We start from the raw sequence: 15,960 nt of genomic DNA on the forward strand, positions 1-15,960 counted from the left end.
CGGCGGAGACCACCACGGTGTGGGACACCCCGGGGGTGTTGTCCACGAAATTGGTGATCAGCCAGTTCAGGTTCTGTGCGGCCTGGCTCATCTGATTCAACTCAACGCTCCTGGTGATCTGCGCCGTTGCCGTCGGTCCGGCCACCGAAACTATCGAATCCGGGCTGCTGGGCACCATGCTGGGAGCCCGGCTGGTTCGCCTGTTCGGCCCCGGCCCGGCGGCCCTGCTGGATGCCGCGGCGCAGGTTGGTCAGCCGGCCGCGGACCTCCTCGGGGGCCCGGGAGACCTGCGGACCGGTCAGCGGCGAGGCCTCGGCGGTGCCGGAGACCAGGTTGGCCTGCGGGGTCCGGCGGGGGAGGCCGGACATCGTGACGCCGCTGGTCGAGGGCTCGCGGACCTGCTCGGCGCGGCGCCAGCGCTCGTCGTTCGCGGACGGGCGCCACGGGGCGTCCCCGGTGCCGGGCTGCGGCTGCTGGCCCTGCGGCTGCTGGCCCTGCTGCGGCTGCTGCTGGCCCTGCTGCGGGGCCTGGGGCTGCGGAGCCTGAGCCTGCGGGGCCTGGGGCTGCGGGGCCTGAGCCTGCGCGGTCTGCTGCGGAGCCTGAGCCTGCGGGGCCTGGGGCTGCGGGGCCTGAGCCTGCGCGGTCTGCTGCGGGGCCTGAGCCTGCGGAGCCTGGGGCTGCGGGGCCTGGGCCGGCCGGCCCTGTCGGCCCTGCGGGTCGGACGGCTGGAACTCCGGCGCCGAGGTGCCGGGGCGGCGCGGCTGGTACGTCCGCGGCCGCGCCTCCTGCCCGCCCTCCTGCGGGTACCACGGCTGCTCGGCCGCACCCCCGGACGGGCCGGTCGGCAGCGCCATCGGCTCCGGCCGGGCCTGCTCCTGGCGCACCGGCTCGGGCCGGGCCTGTTCCTGACGGACCGGCTCCGGACGCGTCGGGTTCGGCACGCTGGGCAGCACCGGCTCCACCAGACCGAGGCCCAGCGGGTCACGCGGGTCGATCTGGCTGGCCTCGAAGCGCGGCCGGGCGAACTGCTGGGTGCTCTCCATCGGCGCCGGCTCGGCCGACGGCAGCGGCTGGGCCTGCTGCTGCGGCGGCAGCTGCGGCTGGCGGTCGCGCTGCGGCGCGTCCGGGCCGGGGCGCTGCGGACGGCGCTGGCCCTGCGGACCGGGCTGGCCCTGCGGGCCGCCCTGACCGGGGCCGCCCTGGCCCTGCGGGGCCGGCCGGCGCTGCGGCAGGCCCTCCTGCGGGCGGTTGCCCGGACGGGCGCCGCCCTGCTGCTGCGGAGCGCCACCCGGCCGGCCCGGCCGACCGTGCTGCGGCTGCTCGCCGGTCCGGGGGCCCGGACCGCCGTCGAACTCGCCACCCGGGCGCGGCCGTTCCTGGCCGGGGCGGCCCTGAGCGGGCTGCTGCTGGCCGGGGCGGCCCTGGTCGGGCTGCTGCTGGCCGCGGCGGGGCAGGCCGCCGAGGCCGCCCTGGGCCGGGCCCGGCCGGTTCGAGCCGCGCTGCGGCAGGCCGCCCTGCGGGGACTGCTGGGGCTGCGGGGACTGCGGGGACTGCGGGGCCGGCTGGGCCGGCTTCTGGCCCTGGGGCTGCGGGGCCTGCCGGCCCGAACCCTGAGGTCCCTGGGGCTGCTGGCCCGGCTGGACGGGGTTCTCGCGCAGCGACTTGCCGACCTGGCGGGTCGGCAGGCCACCGGCCCGGCCGCCGGGCGCGGCAGGCGCACCCGGGCCGGTCGGAGCACCCGGAGCACCCGAAGCACCCGGAGCGTTCGGTCCGGTCGGAGCACCGGGGCCGGTCGGGCCGGTCGGAGCGGTCGGGCCGCCCTGGCCGAGCTGCGGGCGGCCGCCCTGCGGGGCACCGCCGGTCGGGCCCTGGCCGAGCGCGGCCGGGCCCTGGCCGGGCGGCACCTGGCGCTGCTGGCGCGGCGTCGGGGCGACCCCGCGCTGCTGCTTGGCCTGGGCGGGGCCGGGCCGGCCGGCGCCGCGGCGGTCGGCGGAGTTGGTGACGTCCACCGGGAGCATGACCAGCGCGGTGGTGCCGCCGGAGTCGCTGGGGCGCAGCTGGATGCGGATGCCGTGTCGCAGGGACAGGCGGCCGACCACGAAGAGGCCCATGCGGCGGGAGACGGAGACGTCCACCGTCGGCGGGTTGGCGAGGCGCTCGTTGATCTCGGCGAGGTCGTCGGGGCTCAGGCCGATGCCGGTGTCGTGGATCTCGACCAGGACGCGGCCGTCGGGCAGCGCGTGGCCGGTGACCCGGACGCGGGTCTGCGGGCTGGAGAACGAGGTGGCGTTCTCCAGCAGCTCGGCGAGCAGGTGGACGAGGTCGTTGACGACGCGGCCGGCGACCTCGGCCGACGGTACGGCGGCGAGTTCGATGCGCTCGTACTGCTCCACCTCGGAGGCGGCGGCGCGGAGCACGTCGACCAGCGGGACGGGCCTGGTCCAGCGGCGGCCCGGGTCCTCACCGGCGAGGACGAGGAGGTTCTCGCCGTTGCGGCGCATGCGGGTCGCGAGGTGGTCCAGCTTGAAGAGGTTGGCCAGCTGGTCCGGGTCGGCCTCGCGGCTCTCCAGTTCGGAGATGAGCGACAGCTGGCGCTGGATGAGGCCCTGGCTGCGGCGCGAGAGGTTGGTGAACATCGCGTTGATGTTGCCGCGCAGGAGGGCCTGCTCGGCGGCGAGGCGGACGGCCTCGCTGTGCACCATGTCGAAGGCGTGCGCCACGTGGCCGATCTCGTCGGTGGAGTCGACGGCCACCGGTTCGACCGTCGTGTCGACGTCGTGCGGGTCGCTCTCGGAGAGGGTCTTGACCAGCTCGGGCAGGCGGCGCTCGGCGACGTCCTCGGCCGCGGCCTGCAGACGGGTCAGCGAGCGCACCATCGAGCGGGCGATCAGACCGGCGCCACCGAGGGCGACGAGCAGCACCAGGGCGATGGCGGCACCGATGATGATGGCCTCGGTGTCGGCCTGGGACTGGAGGTCCTGGGCCTTGCCGTCGAGGTCCTCGATGAGCTTGGACTCGATCCGGCGCTCGGCGGTGATCTTGGCGCTGGCCTTCTCGTACCAGTCCTTGTAGGTCACCGGGTCGGTCTGGTGGATGCCGCTCGGCTGGAGGATCGAGCGCGCGTACCGGTCGGCGTCGGCGATCACCGAGTTGTAGCTGAGCTGGCCGCGCAGGTTGTCCAGGTCGTGCGCGGTGTAGATGTTGTTGAAGCTGGTGAGCGAGTTGTCGTACGAGGTGCGCAGGCGGATACCGAAGGACTCGTCGCTGGGGCTGAGGTCGGGGCCCTTGGGGTTGGCGAGTGCGGCGCCGATCAGGGCGCGCTGCTGCGAGGTGGCGTTCTTGGCCAGCGAGAACTGCTGCAGCGAGCGGGTCGCGACGAGCAGGTCCTTGTTGTTGGACGCGAGCGCGATGTCCTGGGTGATGGCCAGCAGGTCGCGGATGATCACGTCGTAGGCGGTGATCGTCGACTGGATGTTCTGGTTGTTCTGGTACGGCGTGTTGCGCGCGTCCGAGATCGAGTTCAGGTCCCTGCGGATCTGGAACAGCAGCGCCTTCCCACCCGAGAGTTCGAGGTTCTCGAACTTGTCCGAGGACGCGGTGAAGGTGCGGCTCAGGTCGTCGGTGGCCCGGCGGGCGGTGACGATGTCGTCGTCGAGCGGGTCGTTGGGGCGCGCGGTGATGTAGCCGGCGCTGATGTCGCGCTCGGTCTGCAGGGCGTCCGCGAGGTTGGTCGCCTTCTTGGCCAGGTCGGACAGGTTGGCCATCTGGGAGAGCTGCTGCGAGTTCTGCATCGAGGCCTGGATCCGCAGGCCACCGAGGACCAGGGAGACCAGGACGGGCAGGGCGAGCAGGGCGATCAGTCGGGTCCGGATGCGCCAGTTGCGCATCGCGAGCCGGCTCAGACCGGTGGCCCGCCGCCTGGTCAGGGTGGTCCGGAGCTTGTCCCGGGCGGACTTCCGTTCCTGGCCGTCGTCCTCCGGGTGGCCGGGGGCCTCGGGGAGCACCGGCTCGGGCGGGCCGCCGGGGGCCGCCGCCTGCTGGGGGGCTGCCACGGGCTCGTGCGACTCCGGGTTACCCGCGGCGCCGCTACCCCTTTTGAAACGTCCCTGCACTGGCGTCGCAACCTCTGGACCGGGCGTCCCGCCGCGTCGCCGCGGACCGGACGGTGTCGAGTTTCCTTCCGCTCCCCGGCTGGTCCGGGTGAGCGCGTCGCCGGGGTGGACTTCTCCCTACCCACGGTCCGTGGCATTCCAGCACAGCCGGGGAATCCCAACAAGGGCCGCCAGGACACGCCGCGCGGCGCTACCGAACGCGTGCGTGACTTCACTGACTGTGCCGTAACAGGACCGGAATACCGCATTTTTCGGACACTCGCCGGATACATGCCAACCCGGCCCGAGATCGAGAAGAGTCACAGACCTTCCGGAATGACCGTTATCGGAGATATGCCGGAAAATCCCGTTGCGGCGATATGTCGGATATCTGCAATTCGCTCATGAATTTGTGAGCAAAATCACAGTCTAATGTGTAGCTTTGGTCACGGTCCCTGTGGAATGAGATCTCGTAACCTGGCTGTCTCCGGAGCACGGCCCCGATCAGCCTGCCCAGAACCCCTCCGAATCATTCGGAATCACTCAGGTCGGTGACGATCCGCCGCGATCCGCCCGGCCGCGACCACGAGGTGCTCTCGATGTCCCAGGCGAAGAAGGCCGCCACCAAGTCCACGCTGCCCTGCCGCTCCACGGCGAACCCGCGCCGGACGACGCTGGCCTCGGTCGCGGACTTCAGCGCGATCCCGGGTGCCCGCAAGCCCGAGGACGCCGTCACCTACGGCACCGAACTGCCGGCCAGCACCGCCAACCCGCGCCGCACCCAGCTGATGGTCGCCCCGGCGCCCGTCGTCGTGCAGGACTGACCCGACCCCGCTCCGACAGGGCGTCGCGGCCGTGCCCCCGAGGGCGGCCGCGGCGCCCTGCGGCGTTCCCGGGCGGCTGCGGGGGCTCGCGGCCCAACCGCGCTGAACAGGGGCAAAGCGGTCAGCCGGGGCCCCACGCGATAGCCTGGACGACGATTGACGGGGCCGCGCCCACCGTGGGCGAGGCGCCCACCAGCGCCCGGGCGCGCCCCGGGCGGTCGACGAAGCGAGGGGTATCCCAGCCGTGCGCATTGCCAGGTTTTCCGTCCGGGAAGGGAGCCCTGCCGCCGGCAGCGTCTCCTTCGGCGTGGTGGAGGGCGACCCTTCCCAGCCCGACTCGCTGGTCGTCCACGCGCTGGCCGGCCACCCGTTCGGCCAGCCCCAGCCGACCGGCGAGAGTTACCGCTTCCAGGACGTCCGGCTGCTCAGCCCGATGCTCCCCAACAAGATCGTGGCGGTCGGCCGCAACTTCGCGGCGCACGCCGCCGAACTGGGCAACGACGTCCCGGACGTGCCGCTCACCTTCTTCAAGCCGTCCACCTCGGTGATCGGCCCGACCGAGAACATCGCGTACCCGCCGTTCTCCTCGGACGTCCAGCACGAGGCCGAACTCGCCGTGGTGATCGGCCGGATGTGCCGCGAGGTGCCGCTGGACCGGGTGCCCGAGGTGATCCTCGGCTACACCTGCGCCAACGACGTCACCGCCCGGGACGTGCAGAAGCGCGAGGGCCAGTGGGCCCGGGCCAAGGGCTTCGACACCTCCTGCCCGCTGGGCCCGTGGATCGAGACCGACCTGGACCCGGCCGACCTCGCCGTCACCTGCACGGTCAACGGCGAGCTCCGGCAGGCCGGCCGCACCTCCCAGATGGTCCGCTCGGTCGCCGAGCTGATCGTCCACATCTCCGAGGCCATGACGCTGCTGCCCGGCGACGTCATCCTCACCGGCACGCCCGCAGGGGTGGGCCCGCTCAACGTCGGCGACGAGGTCGCCGTCTCCATCGAAGGCATCGGCACTCTCACCAACAAGGTGATCAAGCGTGGCTAGTGAAAAGCTCAGCGGCTCCGCCGCGGGCAACCCGGCCGTCCGGGTTCGTTTCTGTCCGTCCCCGACCGGGAACCCGCACGTGGGCCTGGTCCGCACGGCCCTCTTCAACTGGGCCTACGCCCGCCACAACGGCGGCACGCTGGTCTTCCGGATCGAGGACACCGACTCGGCCCGCGACTCCGAGGAGTCGTACGACCAGCTGCTCGACGCGATGCGCTGGCTCGGCTTCGACTGGGACGAGGGCCCGGAGGTCGGCGGCCCGCACGAGCCGTACCGCCAGTCCCAGCGGATGGACATCTACGCCGACGTCGCCCGCCGCCTGCACGAGGCCGGCCACGCCTACCACTGCTACTGCAGCACCGAGGAGCTGGACGCCCGTCGCGAGGCCGCCCGCGCGGCCGGCAAGCCCTCCGGCTACGACGGCCACTGCCGCGAGCTGACGGACGAGCAGGTCGCCGTCTACAAGCTGGAGAAGCGCGAGCCGATCCTGCGCTTCCGGATGCCCGACCGCACCCTCAGCTTCGACGACCTGGTGCGCGGCACGCTCACCTTCGAGCCGGAGAACGTGCCGGACTACGGCATCGTCCGGGCCAACGGCGCCCCGCTGTACACCCTGGTCAACCCGGTGGACGACGCCCTGATGGGCATCACCCACGTGCTGCGCGGCGAGGACCTGCTCTCCTCCACCCCGCGGCAGATCGCGCTGTACGCGGCGCTCGCCGAGATCGGCGTCGGCGACGGCACCACCCCGCGCTTCGGCCACCTGCCGTACGTGATGGGCGAGGGCAACAAGAAGCTCTCCAAGCGCGACCCGCAGGCCTCGCTCAACCTGTACCGCGAGCGCGGCTTCATCCCCGAGGGCCTGCTCAACTACCTGTCCCTGCTGGGCTGGTCGCTGGCCGACGACCGCGACCTGTTCGGCATCGACGAGATGGTCGCCGCCTTCGACATCGCCAAGGTGAACGCCAACCCGGCCCGCTTCGACCTGAAGAAGTGCGAGGCGATCAACGCCGAGCACGTCCGCAAGCTGGCCCCGGAGGACTTCGTCCGCCGACTGGTGCCGTACCTCCAGGCCCCCGGGCTGCTGCCGGCCGAGCCGACCGCCGAGCAGCTGGACCTGCTCGCCAGGATCGCGCCGCTCACCCAGGAGCGGATGGTCGTGCTGAGCGAGATCGTCAACATGGCCGGCTTCCTGTTCGTCGACCCGGCCGACTTCGCCGTCGACCCGGACGACGCCGCCAAGGCGCTGACCGCCGACGCCCGCCCGGTGCTGGAGGCCAGCGTCAAGGCGCTGGAGGCGCTCGCGGACTTCAGCCCGGAGCCGATCCAGGCCGCGCTGCGCGAGGCGCTGGTGGACGGGCTGGGCATCAAGCCCAAGTTCGCGTTCACGCCGCTGCGGGTCGCCGTCACCGGCCGCCGGGTCTCGCCGCCGCTGTTCGAGTCGATGGAGCTGCTCGGGCGCCCCGAGACGCTGCGCCGGCTGAACTCCGCCCTGGAGGCCCTGCCGGCCGCCTGAGCGGGCCGCTGAGCAGGCTGCGGGCCCGGCCTCGTGCCGGGCCCGCGGCACACCCGGACGTCACCACCGGGTCGCCCGGCCGCTGCCTGGGGTTATCGATTTTGGAGCCGGGGCCGGCGTCGGGTAATGTTCTTTCTGCGCCGCCCGGGAGGGAACGGACGAGGGAGCGAAACCCTCCGCCCGGCCCCGAACGAGAGGCGCAACGCCTGAGAAGGCCCCGACAGGGGTTCAACTCTGGTGGGGTATGGTGTAATTGGCAGCACGAGTGATTCTGGTTCATTTAGTCTAGGTTCGAGTCCTGGTACCCCAGCGCAGTACGCAAGTCCAGCAGTACAAGTGAAGAACAAGCCCCCGTTGTGTAGCGGCCTAGCACGCTGCCCTCTCACGGCAGTAGCGCCGGTTCGAATCCGGTCGGGGGTACTGATCCCGCAAGGGATCACCTGGAAAGCCCCCGTTGTGTAGCGGCCTAGCACGCTGCCCTCTCACGGCAGTAGCGCCGGTTCGAATCCGGTCGGGGGTACTGATCCCGCAAGGGATCGCCAGGAAGCCCCCGTTGTGTAGCGGCCTAGCACGCTGCCCTCTCACGGCAGTAGCGCCGGTTCGAATCCGGTCGGGGGTACTCCAGAGCATGAAGCCGGTGGGTCACCCCACCGGCGCTTGCTTTGTGTTGGGGTATGGTGTAATTGGCAGCACGAGTGATTCTGGTTCATTTAGTCTAGGTTCGAGTCCTGGTACCCCAGCCAGAAATTCAGGGCCCCGGTTTCCGGGGTCTTTTTTTGCATTTCCCGGAGAATTCCGAAGGGCCCCGCGCGGTGGTGCTGCGCGGGGCCCTTTCCGGATGCGGCGGTTCAGCCGCGGCGGAGGGCCTCGGTGAGCCGGTTCGCGGCCTCGATGATGGCCTGGGCGTGCAGGCGGCCCGGGTGGCGGGTCAGTCGCTCGATCGGGCCGGAGACGGAGACGGAGGCCACCACGCGGTTGGAGGGGCCCCGCACGGGAGCGGAGACGGACGCGACGCCCGGCTCGCGCTCGCCGATCGACTGGGCCCAGCCGCGGCGGCGGACGCCGCTGAGCGCGGTGGCGGTGAAGCGGGCGCCCTGGAGGCCGCGGTGCAGCCGCTCGGGCTCCTCCCAGGCCAGCAGGACCTGGGCGGCCGAGCCGGCCTTCATCGGCAGGGTGCTGCCGACCGGGACGGTGTCCCGCAGACCGGAGAGCCGCTCGGCGGCGGCTACGCAGATCCGCATCTCGCCCTGGCGGCGGTAGAGCTGTGCGCTCTCGCCGGTGACGTCGCGCAGGTGGGTCAGGACCGGGCCCGCGGTGGCGAGCAGCCGGTCCTCGCCCGCCGCGGCGGAGAGTTCGGAGAGGCGGGGGCCGAGGATGAATCGCCCCTGCATGTCCCTGGTGACCAGACGGTGGTGTTCGAGTGCGACGGCGAGCCGGTGGGCCGTGGGGCGCGCCAGACCGGTGGCGGCGACCAGCCCCGCCAACGTGGCGGGGCCCGACTCCAGTGCGCTCAGCACCAGAGCGGCCTTGTCGAGAACGCCGACGCCGCTAGAGTTGTCCATGCGCTAAGACTGCAGTCTCATTCCGCGAGACGCAAGTTCAATCTTCCGGGAAAAGCGCCACCCTGGATGCAGCAGCCCGGGAGACATCCAGGATGCGACCTCACCAGAGTGTCCGCATCGTGGACAGCGATCCGGCGTGCAGGTCGCGCGAACGCGCCCGCCACAGGGCGGCGGGAGCTCCGACCTCGACGACACGAGAAGGCCGGCAACGCGGCCGGCTGGAGGGAATCCGATGGGACGGACACTCGCAGAGAAGGTCTGGGACGACCACGTCGTGCGGCGCGCGGAGGGAGAGCCCGATCTGCTCTTCATCGACCTCCACCTGCTCCACGAGGTGACCAGCCCGCAGGCCTTCGACGGGCTGCGGCTGGCCGGCCGGACGGTCCGCCGCACCGATCTGACGATCGCCACCGAGGACCACAACACCCCCACCGTGGACATCGACAAGCCGATCGCCGACCCGGTGTCCAAGGTGCAGTTGGAGACGCTGCGCCGCAACGCCGCCGAGTTCGGCGTCCGGATCCACTCGCTCGGCGACATCGAGCAGGGCGTCGTGCACGTGGTCGGCCCGCAGCTGGGCCTGACCCAGCCCGGCATGACCGTGGTCTGCGGCGACTCCCACACCTCGACCCACGGCGCCTTCGGCGCACTGGCGTTCGGCATCGGCACCAGCCAGGTCGAGCACGTGCTGGCCACCCAGACGCTGCCGCTGGCGCCGTTCCGGACCATGGCCGTCACGGTCGAGGGCGAGCTGCCCGAGGGCGTCACCGCCAAGGACCTGATCCTGGCCGTGATCACCAAGATCGGTACCGGCGGTGGCCAGGGCTACGTCCTGGAGTACCGCGGTTCGGCGATCCGGGGCCTGTCCATGGAAGCCCGGATGACCATCTGCAACATGTCCATCGAGGCCGGCGCCCGGGCGGGCATGATCGCCCCGGACGAGACCACCTTCGACTACCTCAAGGGCCGTCCGCACGCCCCGCAGGGCGAGGACTGGGACGCCGCCGTCGCCTACTGGTCGACCCTGGGCACCGACGAGGACGCGGTCTTCGACCACGAGATCTTCATCGACGCGGCCGCGCTGACCCCGTTCGTCACCTGGGGCACCAACCCCGGCCAGGGCGCCCCGCTGGGCTCCGACGTGCCGGACCCGGCCTCCTTCGCCGACCCGCAGGAGCGCGCGGCCGCCGAGAACGCCCTCGCCTACATGGGCCTGGAGGCCGGCACCCCGCTGCGCGAGGTCACCGTCGACGCCGTCTTCGTCGGCTCCTGCACCAACGGCCGGATCGAGGACCTGCGCGCCGCCGCCGCCGTCGTGGAGGGCCGCCGGATCGCCGACGGCGTACGGATGCTGGTCGTCCCCGGCTCCGTCCGGGTCGCCCTGCAAGCCGTGGAGGAGGGCCTGGACAAGGTGTTCACCGCGGCCGGCGCCGAGTGGCGCCACGCGGGCTGCTCGATGTGCCTGGGCATGAACCCCGACCAGCTCGCCCCCGGGGAGCGCTGCGCCTCCACCTCGAACCGCAACTTCGAGGGCCGGCAGGGCAAGGGCGGCCGGACCCACCTGGTGTCCCCGCAGGTCGCCGCCGCGACCGCCGTCCTGGGCCGTCTGGCCGCACCGTCCGATCTGCCCTCCGACCTGGCGGACACCAACGTGGCTGTGGAGGCCTGAGAACCATGGAGAAGTTCACCACCCACACCGGCCGGGCCGTTCCGCTGCGGCGCTCGAACGTGGACACCGACCAGATCATCCCGGCCCACTGGCTCAAGAAGGTCACCCGTTCCGGTTTCGAGGGCGGCCTTTTCGAGGCCTGGCGCAAGGACGAGTCGTTCATCCTGAACCAGCCCGAGCGGCGGGGCGCCACGGTCCTGGTGGCCGGCCCGGAGTTCGGCACCGGCTCCTCCCGCGAGCACGCCGTCTGGGCGCTGCAGAACTACGGGTTCCACGCGGTCATCTCGTCGCGCTTCGCGGACATCTTCCGTGGGAATTCCCTGAAGAACGGACTGCTGACGGTCGTCCTGCCGCAAGAGACCGTGGAACAGCTCTGGGCGCTCACCGAGAGTAACCCTTCGGCCGAGATCACCGTTGATCTGGAAGCCCGCGAAGTCCGGGCCGAGGGCGTCACCGCGTCTTTCGAACTGGACGACAACGTCCGGTGGCGGCTGCTCAACGGGCTGGACGACATCAGCATCACCCTGCGGAACGAGGCCGACATCGCGGCCTTCGAAGCGACCCGTCCGACCTTCAAGCCCCGTACTCTGCCGGTTGCCTGAGATCCCCTCAGAACAAGCATTCTGGCGATCCACCGGATGGCCCGCCTCCCCTTCGGGGGGGCGGGCCATCCGCCGTTCCGGAGCACGAGTTAGCGCCGCGGCCCACCCCGGATTGCCCATTTGGCTTTGCCGGAGAGGGCCCCGCGCAAGTACAACTGCGGGTAGATGGCACAATCAGTACATGCACCGGCACCATGAACCTCCGTACGCGGGCGGCGAACCCGCGGCTCCGGAGTCCGTGGGCCGGGGATCCGAACGCCGAATTGACGATCGGCCGGACGTCGCCTCCGCACCAGCTGAGGGGCCGGACGACCAGGAAGTCGCAGCGCTCTACGCGCTTGTGGCCGAGCGGTTGAAGCAAGCTCACGCCCGCGTGCATGCGCTGAACGTGTCTGCCGATGCAAAGACCGCTCTCTCCCGTCAACTCCTCATCGTCACCGAGACCGCCAAGCGCGATCTTCCGGAGGCGGCAAGGCGGTTGAGTCGCTTTGTACATGACCTCGACGAGGGGCGCCCGCCCGTCGCCTGAGGTCGCCGACGCGCAAATCCATTGCGACACTAGGGTGATTCGCGCGTTTGGTAATTGAAAGTCCGCAGATACATACCTAACGTGCGAAAAGAACGGATGGAATCATCCGGCGCCCGTTTCCGAAGGGGAAGACGTGAACAAGGCTCAGCTTGTCGAAGCGGTGGCCGAGCAGCTGGGCGGTCGCAAGGCTGCCGCAGAGGCCGTCGACGCAGTGCTCGACACCATGGTCCGTGCCGTTGTGGCCGGTGACCGGGTTTCGGTCACTGGTTTCGGCACCTTCGAGAAGGTGGAGCGCTCCGCGCGCTTCGCCCGCAACCCGCAGACCGGCGAGAAGGTCAAGGTCAAGAAGACCTCGGTGCCCCGCTTCCGTCCCGGCCAGGGCTTCAAGGACCTGGTCAGCGGCAGCAAGAAGCTGCCGAAGGAAGGCCCCTCGGTGAAGAAGGCCCCCAAGGGCTCCCTCACCCCGGGCAAGAGTGGCGTCGCCGCCACCCCGGCCGCCAAGCGCGCCGCCACCAAGCGTGCCGCCACGGCCGCCGCCGCCGCTCCGGCCAAGAAGGCCGCCGCCAAGAAGACGGCGACCACGGCCGCGGCCAAGAAGGCGACCACCACCGCCGCCGCGAAGAAGGCGACCGCCACCAAGAAGGCGACCACCACCGCCGCCGCGAAGAAGACCACCGCGACCGCGACCAAGAAGACGGCCGCCGCCGCCAAGAAGGCGACCACCACCGCCGCCGCCAAGAAGACCACCGCGACCGCCAAGAAGGCGACCGCGACGGCCAAGAAGACGGCGCCGGCGAAGAAGACCGCCACCCGCAAGACCACCGCGCGCAAGACCTCTGCCAAGTAGTCCCGCGCAGCGGTCCTCGGACGGCCTTCGGCAGAGAGCCGCGGCACCCCCCTCCGTGAATTGCGGAGACCGGGTCGCCGCGGCTCTTTCGATTTCCGGGCGCTTAGTCAGGATTCCGCGACCGACGGTGACCAGGCACGGAACGCGGCGGCGGGCGTGCCGGACGGCGGGGGAGGACCGGCGGGGGCGGTCAGCGCGGGACGGTCAGCCCGCGGCCGGGTCGGGGAAGGTCTGCAGCGTCACGAAGACCACCCGGCGGGCCTCGCCGGCGCCCTCGGTGCGGATCCGCACCCGCTGGCCCGGTCGCAGCAGCCGCAGACCGCCGGCGTCGAAGGCGGCCGCGTCGAACGGCACCGGGGTCCCGTCGTCGAGCAGCACGGAGCCGGCCCGGGTGGCGGGGTCGAAGGTGAACGCGGTGGCCTGCATGGCAGCAGCATAGCGAGCGGCCCCGGCCGGCCGGGCGGCGTCCCGCGGGGCGGCGGTCAGGCCCGCGCCAGCCGGGCGAACAGGGCGCCGGTGTACGGGCCGAGGCCGAGCGCCGCGGCCTCGCCGAGGTCCGCGCCGGTGTCGACGTCCCGGCGCACCGACTCCACGTCCGCCAGGAGGAGTTCGCGTGCCCCGCCGGCCGCGTGCCGGGCCCGCGAGCCGTCCCCGAAGGCGGGCGAGAGCGGGCGGCCGGGGGTGCAGGCGAGCAGCGTGGTGCCGAGGCCGGGGGAGTCCGGCAGGAAGGCCCGGCCGCCCGGTGGCACCGCGCCCAGCACCCGGGCCAGTTCGGCCGGGCGCAGGGCCGGCAGGTCCGCCGAGAGGGCGGCCAGCGGCGAGCGCGGGGCGAGCGCCAGGGCGGCCGCCGCGCCGTGCACCAGCGCCTCGTTGAGGCCCTCGCCGGGTTCGTCGGCGACCACCACCGCGCCCAGTGCCGCCAGCCGGGCGCCGGCCGCCGCGTCCCGGGTGACCACCAGGACCCGGGCGACGCCCGGGGTGGCCAGTGCGGCGGTGGCGGTGTCGAGCGCGAAGGACAGCGCGAGGTCCGCCCGGTGCGGCCCCGCGTACGGGGCCAGTCGGCTCTTCGCGAGGGCGAGCGGCTTGAGCGGCAGCACCAGCGACCAGTCGGTGACGGGTGCGGGGGGCGCGACGGGCCCGTTGGGGCGTACGGTGTCCTGGGTCATCGGCGTCATTGTGACGCCGGTCCCGGAGCCCTCGCCAGGCCGTCCGATCTGTGCGGACGTGCGTTTGATCACGCCTGCCGGGCGGGTTGGCGCGGTCGCTCGACAGCCGGTGAGCAGCCGGGCGAGACTGTTCCGCGCCCGTCACCCGGGCACCGGTCCCGTACCGGTGCGCGGCACCGGGAGGTTATGACCGCGGCACCCCACGTGCCGCTTCGGATGAGGAGGACCTGGGGTGGCCCGCCGCTCGTACGCCAAGTTCGGCAACGCCGACTACGGCATCTGGTACCGCTTCGCGGCCGTGCTGGTGAAGCCGGTGACGACCGCGCTGGTGAAGCCCGACTGGCGGGGCTGGGAGCACCTTCCGAAGGAAGGCGGCTTCATCGCCGCGGTGAACCACAATTCGATCATCGACCCGGTGATCTACGCGCACTGGCAGTACAACAGCGGCCGTCCGCCGCGCATTCTCGGCAAGTCCTCGCTGTTCTCGATTCCCTTCATCGGATTCATGCTGCGCAAGACCGGACAGATTCCGGTGTTCCGCGAGTCCACCGATGCCGCGCAGGCTTTCCGGGCCGCCATCGACGCCGTCAACGGCGGCCAGTGCGTGCAGTTCTACCCGGAGGGCACGCTCACCCGGGACCCGGACCTGTGGCCGATGACCGGCAAGAGCGGCGTCGCCCGGGTCGCGCTGATGACCGGCGCGCCGGTCATCCCGGTCGCGCACTGGGGAGCGCACGAGATCATCCCGCCGTACGGCCGTCCGGGCTTCGGGAAGGGCAAGTTCAACCTCTTCCCGCGCCACCGGGTCACCGTGGCGGCGGGGCCCGCGGTGGACCTGAGCAAGTACCGGGGGCAGGAGCTCACCGCGCAGGTGCTCAACGACGCCACCGAGGACATCATGACGGCGATCACCGCCGTGCTGGCCGACGTCCGCGGCGAGGAGCCGCCGGCCGAGCGCTACGACATGCGCAAGGCCGCCCGGAACCGCGCCGCGGCGGCCGCCGCCGAACGCCGGCGCGCCAAGGGCGGCAACGACGACGAGGAGGGCGGCCGGTGACCCGCTGCGCAGTGATGGGGACGGGCTCCTGGGGCACCGCCTTCGCGATGGTGCTGGCCGACGCGGGCAGTGACGTCGTCCTGTGGGCCCGCCGCCAGGAACTCGTCGACGCCATCAACACCACGCACGAGAACCCGGACTACCTGCCGGGCGTGCCGCTGCCGGGCTCCGTCCGGGCCACCACCGACGCCGCCGAGGCACTGGCCGGCGCCGACTTCGCCGTCCTGGTGGTGCCCTCGCAGACGCTGCGCGACAACCTGGCCGCCTGGACGCCGCTGATCGAGCCGCAGACCGTGCTGGTGAGCCTGATGAAGGGCATCGAACTCGGCACCGCCAAGCGGATGAGCGAGGTGATCGACGAGGTCACCAAGGTCGGCCCGGAGCGCGTCGCGGTGGTCAGCGGGCCCAACCTGGCCCGGGAGATCGCCAACCGGCAGCCCGCCGCCAGCGTCGTCGCCTGCGCGGACGAGGCGGTCGCCAAGCGGCTCCAGGCGGCCTGCCACACGCCGTACTTCCGCCCGTACACCAACACCGACGTGCTGGGCTGCGAGCTCGGCGGCGCGGTCAAGAACGTGATCGGCCTGGCCGTCGGCATGGCGGCCGGCATGGGGCTCGGCGACAACACCAAGGCGACGCTGATCACCCGCGGGCTGGCCGAGACCACCCGGCTCGGCGAGGTGCTCGGCGCCGACCCGCACACCTTCGCCGGGCTCGCCGGGATGGGCGACCTGGTCGCCACCTGCTCCTCGCCGCTGTCGCGCAACAACACCTTCGGCATGAACCTGGGCCGGGGCATGTCGCTCGCGGAGACCATCGCGGCGACCCGGCAGACCGCGGAGGGCGTCAAGTCCTGCGAGTCGGTGCTCGACCTGGCCCGGCGCAACGGCGTCGACATGCCGATCGTCGAGGCGGTGGTGGACGTCGTGCACAACGGGCGGCCCACCCAGGAGGCGCTCCAGGCCCTGATGTCCCGTTCGGCGAAGGCCGAGCGGCGCTGAGCGGCGCCGGCGGCGAGGCGGTGGTCCGGGGGCGGCTGACGCCCCGGAAACCCT

At 72.1% G+C, this 15,960-nt stretch carries 13 protein-coding genes, 5 tRNA genes and 1 pseudogene; 14 read left to right on the forward strand and 5 right to left on the reverse strand.

The window, feature by feature from the left end:
• Positions 1–91, reverse strand: a pseudogene (locus ACIQVZ_RS29300) (roadblock/LC7 domain-containing protein); the annotation flags it as partial.
• A gap of 10 nt (positions 92–101) precedes the next feature.
• Positions 102–4,052 carry a nitrate- and nitrite sensing domain-containing protein gene (locus ACIQVZ_RS29305; RefSeq protein ID WP_402454027.1) on the reverse strand — a complete coding sequence of 1,317 codons (3,951 nt, stop codon included), beginning with the start codon at positions 4,050–4,052 and terminating at the stop codon, positions 102–104.
• 590 nt (positions 4,053–4,642) lie between these two features.
• Between ACIQVZ_RS29305 and ACIQVZ_RS29310 the strand changes: the two genes are divergently transcribed.
• The 8 genes from ACIQVZ_RS29310 to ACIQVZ_RS29345 all read left to right on the forward strand — a co-directional run bounded on the left by ACIQVZ_RS29310 (position 4,643) and on the right by ACIQVZ_RS29345 (position 8,219).
• Positions 4,643–4,915 (forward strand): hypothetical protein, encoded by a 273-nt coding sequence (locus ACIQVZ_RS29310; protein ID WP_350882970.1) that lies wholly within the window; start codon positions 4,643–4,645, stop codon positions 4,913–4,915.
• Positions 4,916–5,159: 244 nt separating this feature from the next.
• Complete coding sequence (locus ACIQVZ_RS29315) at positions 5,160–5,960, forward strand: fumarylacetoacetate hydrolase family protein (protein WP_063347716.1); 801 nt, start codon at positions 5,160–5,162, stop codon at positions 5,958–5,960.
• A complete protein-coding gene (gene gltX, locus ACIQVZ_RS29320) occupies positions 5,953–7,476 on the forward strand; it encodes a glutamate--tRNA ligase (RefSeq protein ID WP_363585714.1) in 1,524 nt (507 codons plus the stop codon). The genes ACIQVZ_RS29315 and gltX overlap by 8 nt, the downstream gene beginning before the upstream one ends.
• A gap of 238 nt (positions 7,477–7,714) precedes the next feature.
• Positions 7,715–7,786 (forward strand) — tRNA-Gln (locus ACIQVZ_RS29325).
• A 37-nt stretch (positions 7,787–7,823) separates the two neighbouring features.
• Positions 7,824–7,896: transfer RNA gene (locus tag ACIQVZ_RS29330), tRNA-Glu, on the forward strand.
• A 27-nt stretch (positions 7,897–7,923) separates the two neighbouring features.
• Positions 7,924–7,996, forward strand: a tRNA-Glu gene (locus ACIQVZ_RS29335).
• 26 nt (positions 7,997–8,022) lie between these two features.
• Positions 8,023–8,095 (forward strand) — tRNA-Glu (locus ACIQVZ_RS29340).
• 49 nt (positions 8,096–8,144) lie between these two features.
• Positions 8,145–8,219: transfer RNA gene (locus ACIQVZ_RS29345), tRNA-Gln, on the forward strand.
• A 105-nt stretch (positions 8,220–8,324) separates the two neighbouring features.
• Here the strand turns inward: ACIQVZ_RS29345 and ACIQVZ_RS29350 are convergent.
• A complete protein-coding gene (locus ACIQVZ_RS29350) occupies positions 8,325–9,038 on the reverse strand; it encodes an IclR family transcriptional regulator (protein WP_063347714.1) in 714 nt (237 codons plus the stop codon).
• A gap of 232 nt (positions 9,039–9,270) precedes the next feature.
• Between ACIQVZ_RS29350 and leuC the strand changes: the two genes are divergently transcribed.
• The 4 genes from leuC to ACIQVZ_RS29370 all read left to right on the forward strand — a co-directional run bounded on the left by leuC (position 9,271) and on the right by ACIQVZ_RS29370 (position 12,685).
• A complete protein-coding gene (leuC, locus tag ACIQVZ_RS29355; protein ID WP_350882966.1) occupies positions 9,271–10,707 on the forward strand; it encodes a 3-isopropylmalate dehydratase large subunit in 1,437 nt (478 codons plus the stop codon).
• A gap of 5 nt (positions 10,708–10,712) precedes the next feature.
• Positions 10,713–11,309 (forward strand): 3-isopropylmalate dehydratase small subunit, encoded by a 597-nt coding sequence (leuD, locus tag ACIQVZ_RS29360; RefSeq protein WP_350882964.1) that lies wholly within the window; start codon positions 10,713–10,715, stop codon positions 11,307–11,309.
• A 181-nt stretch (positions 11,310–11,490) separates the two neighbouring features.
• Positions 11,491–11,838 (forward strand): hypothetical protein, encoded by a 348-nt coding sequence (locus tag ACIQVZ_RS29365; protein WP_371517045.1) that lies wholly within the window; start codon positions 11,491–11,493, stop codon positions 11,836–11,838.
• Between the two features lie 133 nt (positions 11,839–11,971).
• Positions 11,972–12,685, forward strand: a complete 714-nt coding sequence (locus ACIQVZ_RS29370; RefSeq protein WP_350882962.1) for an HU family DNA-binding protein — start codon at positions 11,972–11,974, stop codon at positions 12,683–12,685.
• A 204-nt stretch (positions 12,686–12,889) separates the two neighbouring features.
• On the opposite strand, the gene ACIQVZ_RS29375 is transcribed toward ACIQVZ_RS29370, so the two are convergent.
• Both ACIQVZ_RS29375 and cofC read right to left on the reverse strand, forming a co-directional pair.
• Positions 12,890–13,111 (reverse strand): hypothetical protein, encoded by a 222-nt coding sequence (locus tag ACIQVZ_RS29375; protein WP_063347710.1) that lies wholly within the window; start codon positions 13,109–13,111, stop codon positions 12,890–12,892.
• A gap of 56 nt (positions 13,112–13,167) precedes the next feature.
• Complete coding sequence (cofC, locus tag ACIQVZ_RS29380) at positions 13,168–13,851, reverse strand: 2-phospho-L-lactate guanylyltransferase (RefSeq protein ID WP_402454034.1); 684 nt, start codon at positions 13,849–13,851, stop codon at positions 13,168–13,170.
• Between the two features lie 232 nt (positions 13,852–14,083).
• On the opposite strand from cofC, the gene ACIQVZ_RS29385 reads away from it, so the two are divergent.
• Together ACIQVZ_RS29385 and ACIQVZ_RS29390 are read left to right on the forward strand one after the other, a co-directional pair.
• The gene (locus ACIQVZ_RS29385) at positions 14,084–14,908 is read left to right on the forward strand and encodes a lysophospholipid acyltransferase family protein (RefSeq protein ID WP_350882958.1); all 825 of its coding nucleotides are present in this window, start codon (positions 14,084–14,086) and stop codon (positions 14,906–14,908) included.
• Between the two features lie 14 nt (positions 14,909–14,922).
• Positions 14,923–15,906 (forward strand): NAD(P)H-dependent glycerol-3-phosphate dehydrogenase, encoded by a 984-nt coding sequence (locus tag ACIQVZ_RS29390; RefSeq protein ID WP_079135606.1) that lies wholly within the window; start codon positions 14,923–14,925, stop codon positions 15,904–15,906.
• The last annotated feature ends 54 nt before the right edge of the window (positions 15,907–15,960 follow it).

The sequence above is a fragment of the Kitasatospora sp. NPDC098663 genome, from assembly GCF_044760075.1.
In the GTDB taxonomy this organism is placed as follows: Bacteria; Actinomycetota; Actinomycetes; order Streptomycetales; family Streptomycetaceae; genus Kitasatospora.

Excerpts from the sequence above, each read along its gene's own strand:
- ACIQVZ_RS29390 (WP_079135606.1), top strand. The coding sequence starts at position 14,923 with ATGGGGACGGGCTCCTGGGGCACCGCCTTCGCGATGGTGCTGGCCGAC.
- ACIQVZ_RS29365 (WP_371517045.1), top strand. The coding sequence starts at position 11,491 with ATGCACCGGCACCATGAACCTCCGTACGCGGGCGGCGAACCCGCGGCT.
- leuD (WP_350882964.1), top strand. The coding sequence starts at position 10,713 with ATGGAGAAGTTCACCACCCACACCGGCCGGGCCGTTCCGCTGCGGCGC.
- ACIQVZ_RS29350 (WP_063347714.1), bottom strand. The coding sequence starts at position 9,038 with ATGGACAACTCTAGCGGCGTCGGCGTTCTCGACAAGGCCGCTCTGGTG.
- ACIQVZ_RS29375 (WP_063347710.1), bottom strand. The coding sequence starts at position 13,111 with ATGCAGGCCACCGCGTTCACCTTCGACCCCGCCACCCGGGCCGGCTCC.
- leuC (WP_350882966.1), top strand. The coding sequence starts at position 9,271 with ATGGGACGGACACTCGCAGAGAAGGTCTGGGACGACCACGTCGTGCGG.
- cofC (WP_402454034.1), bottom strand. The coding sequence starts at position 13,851 with ATGACCCAGGACACCGTACGCCCCAACGGGCCCGTCGCGCCCCCCGCA.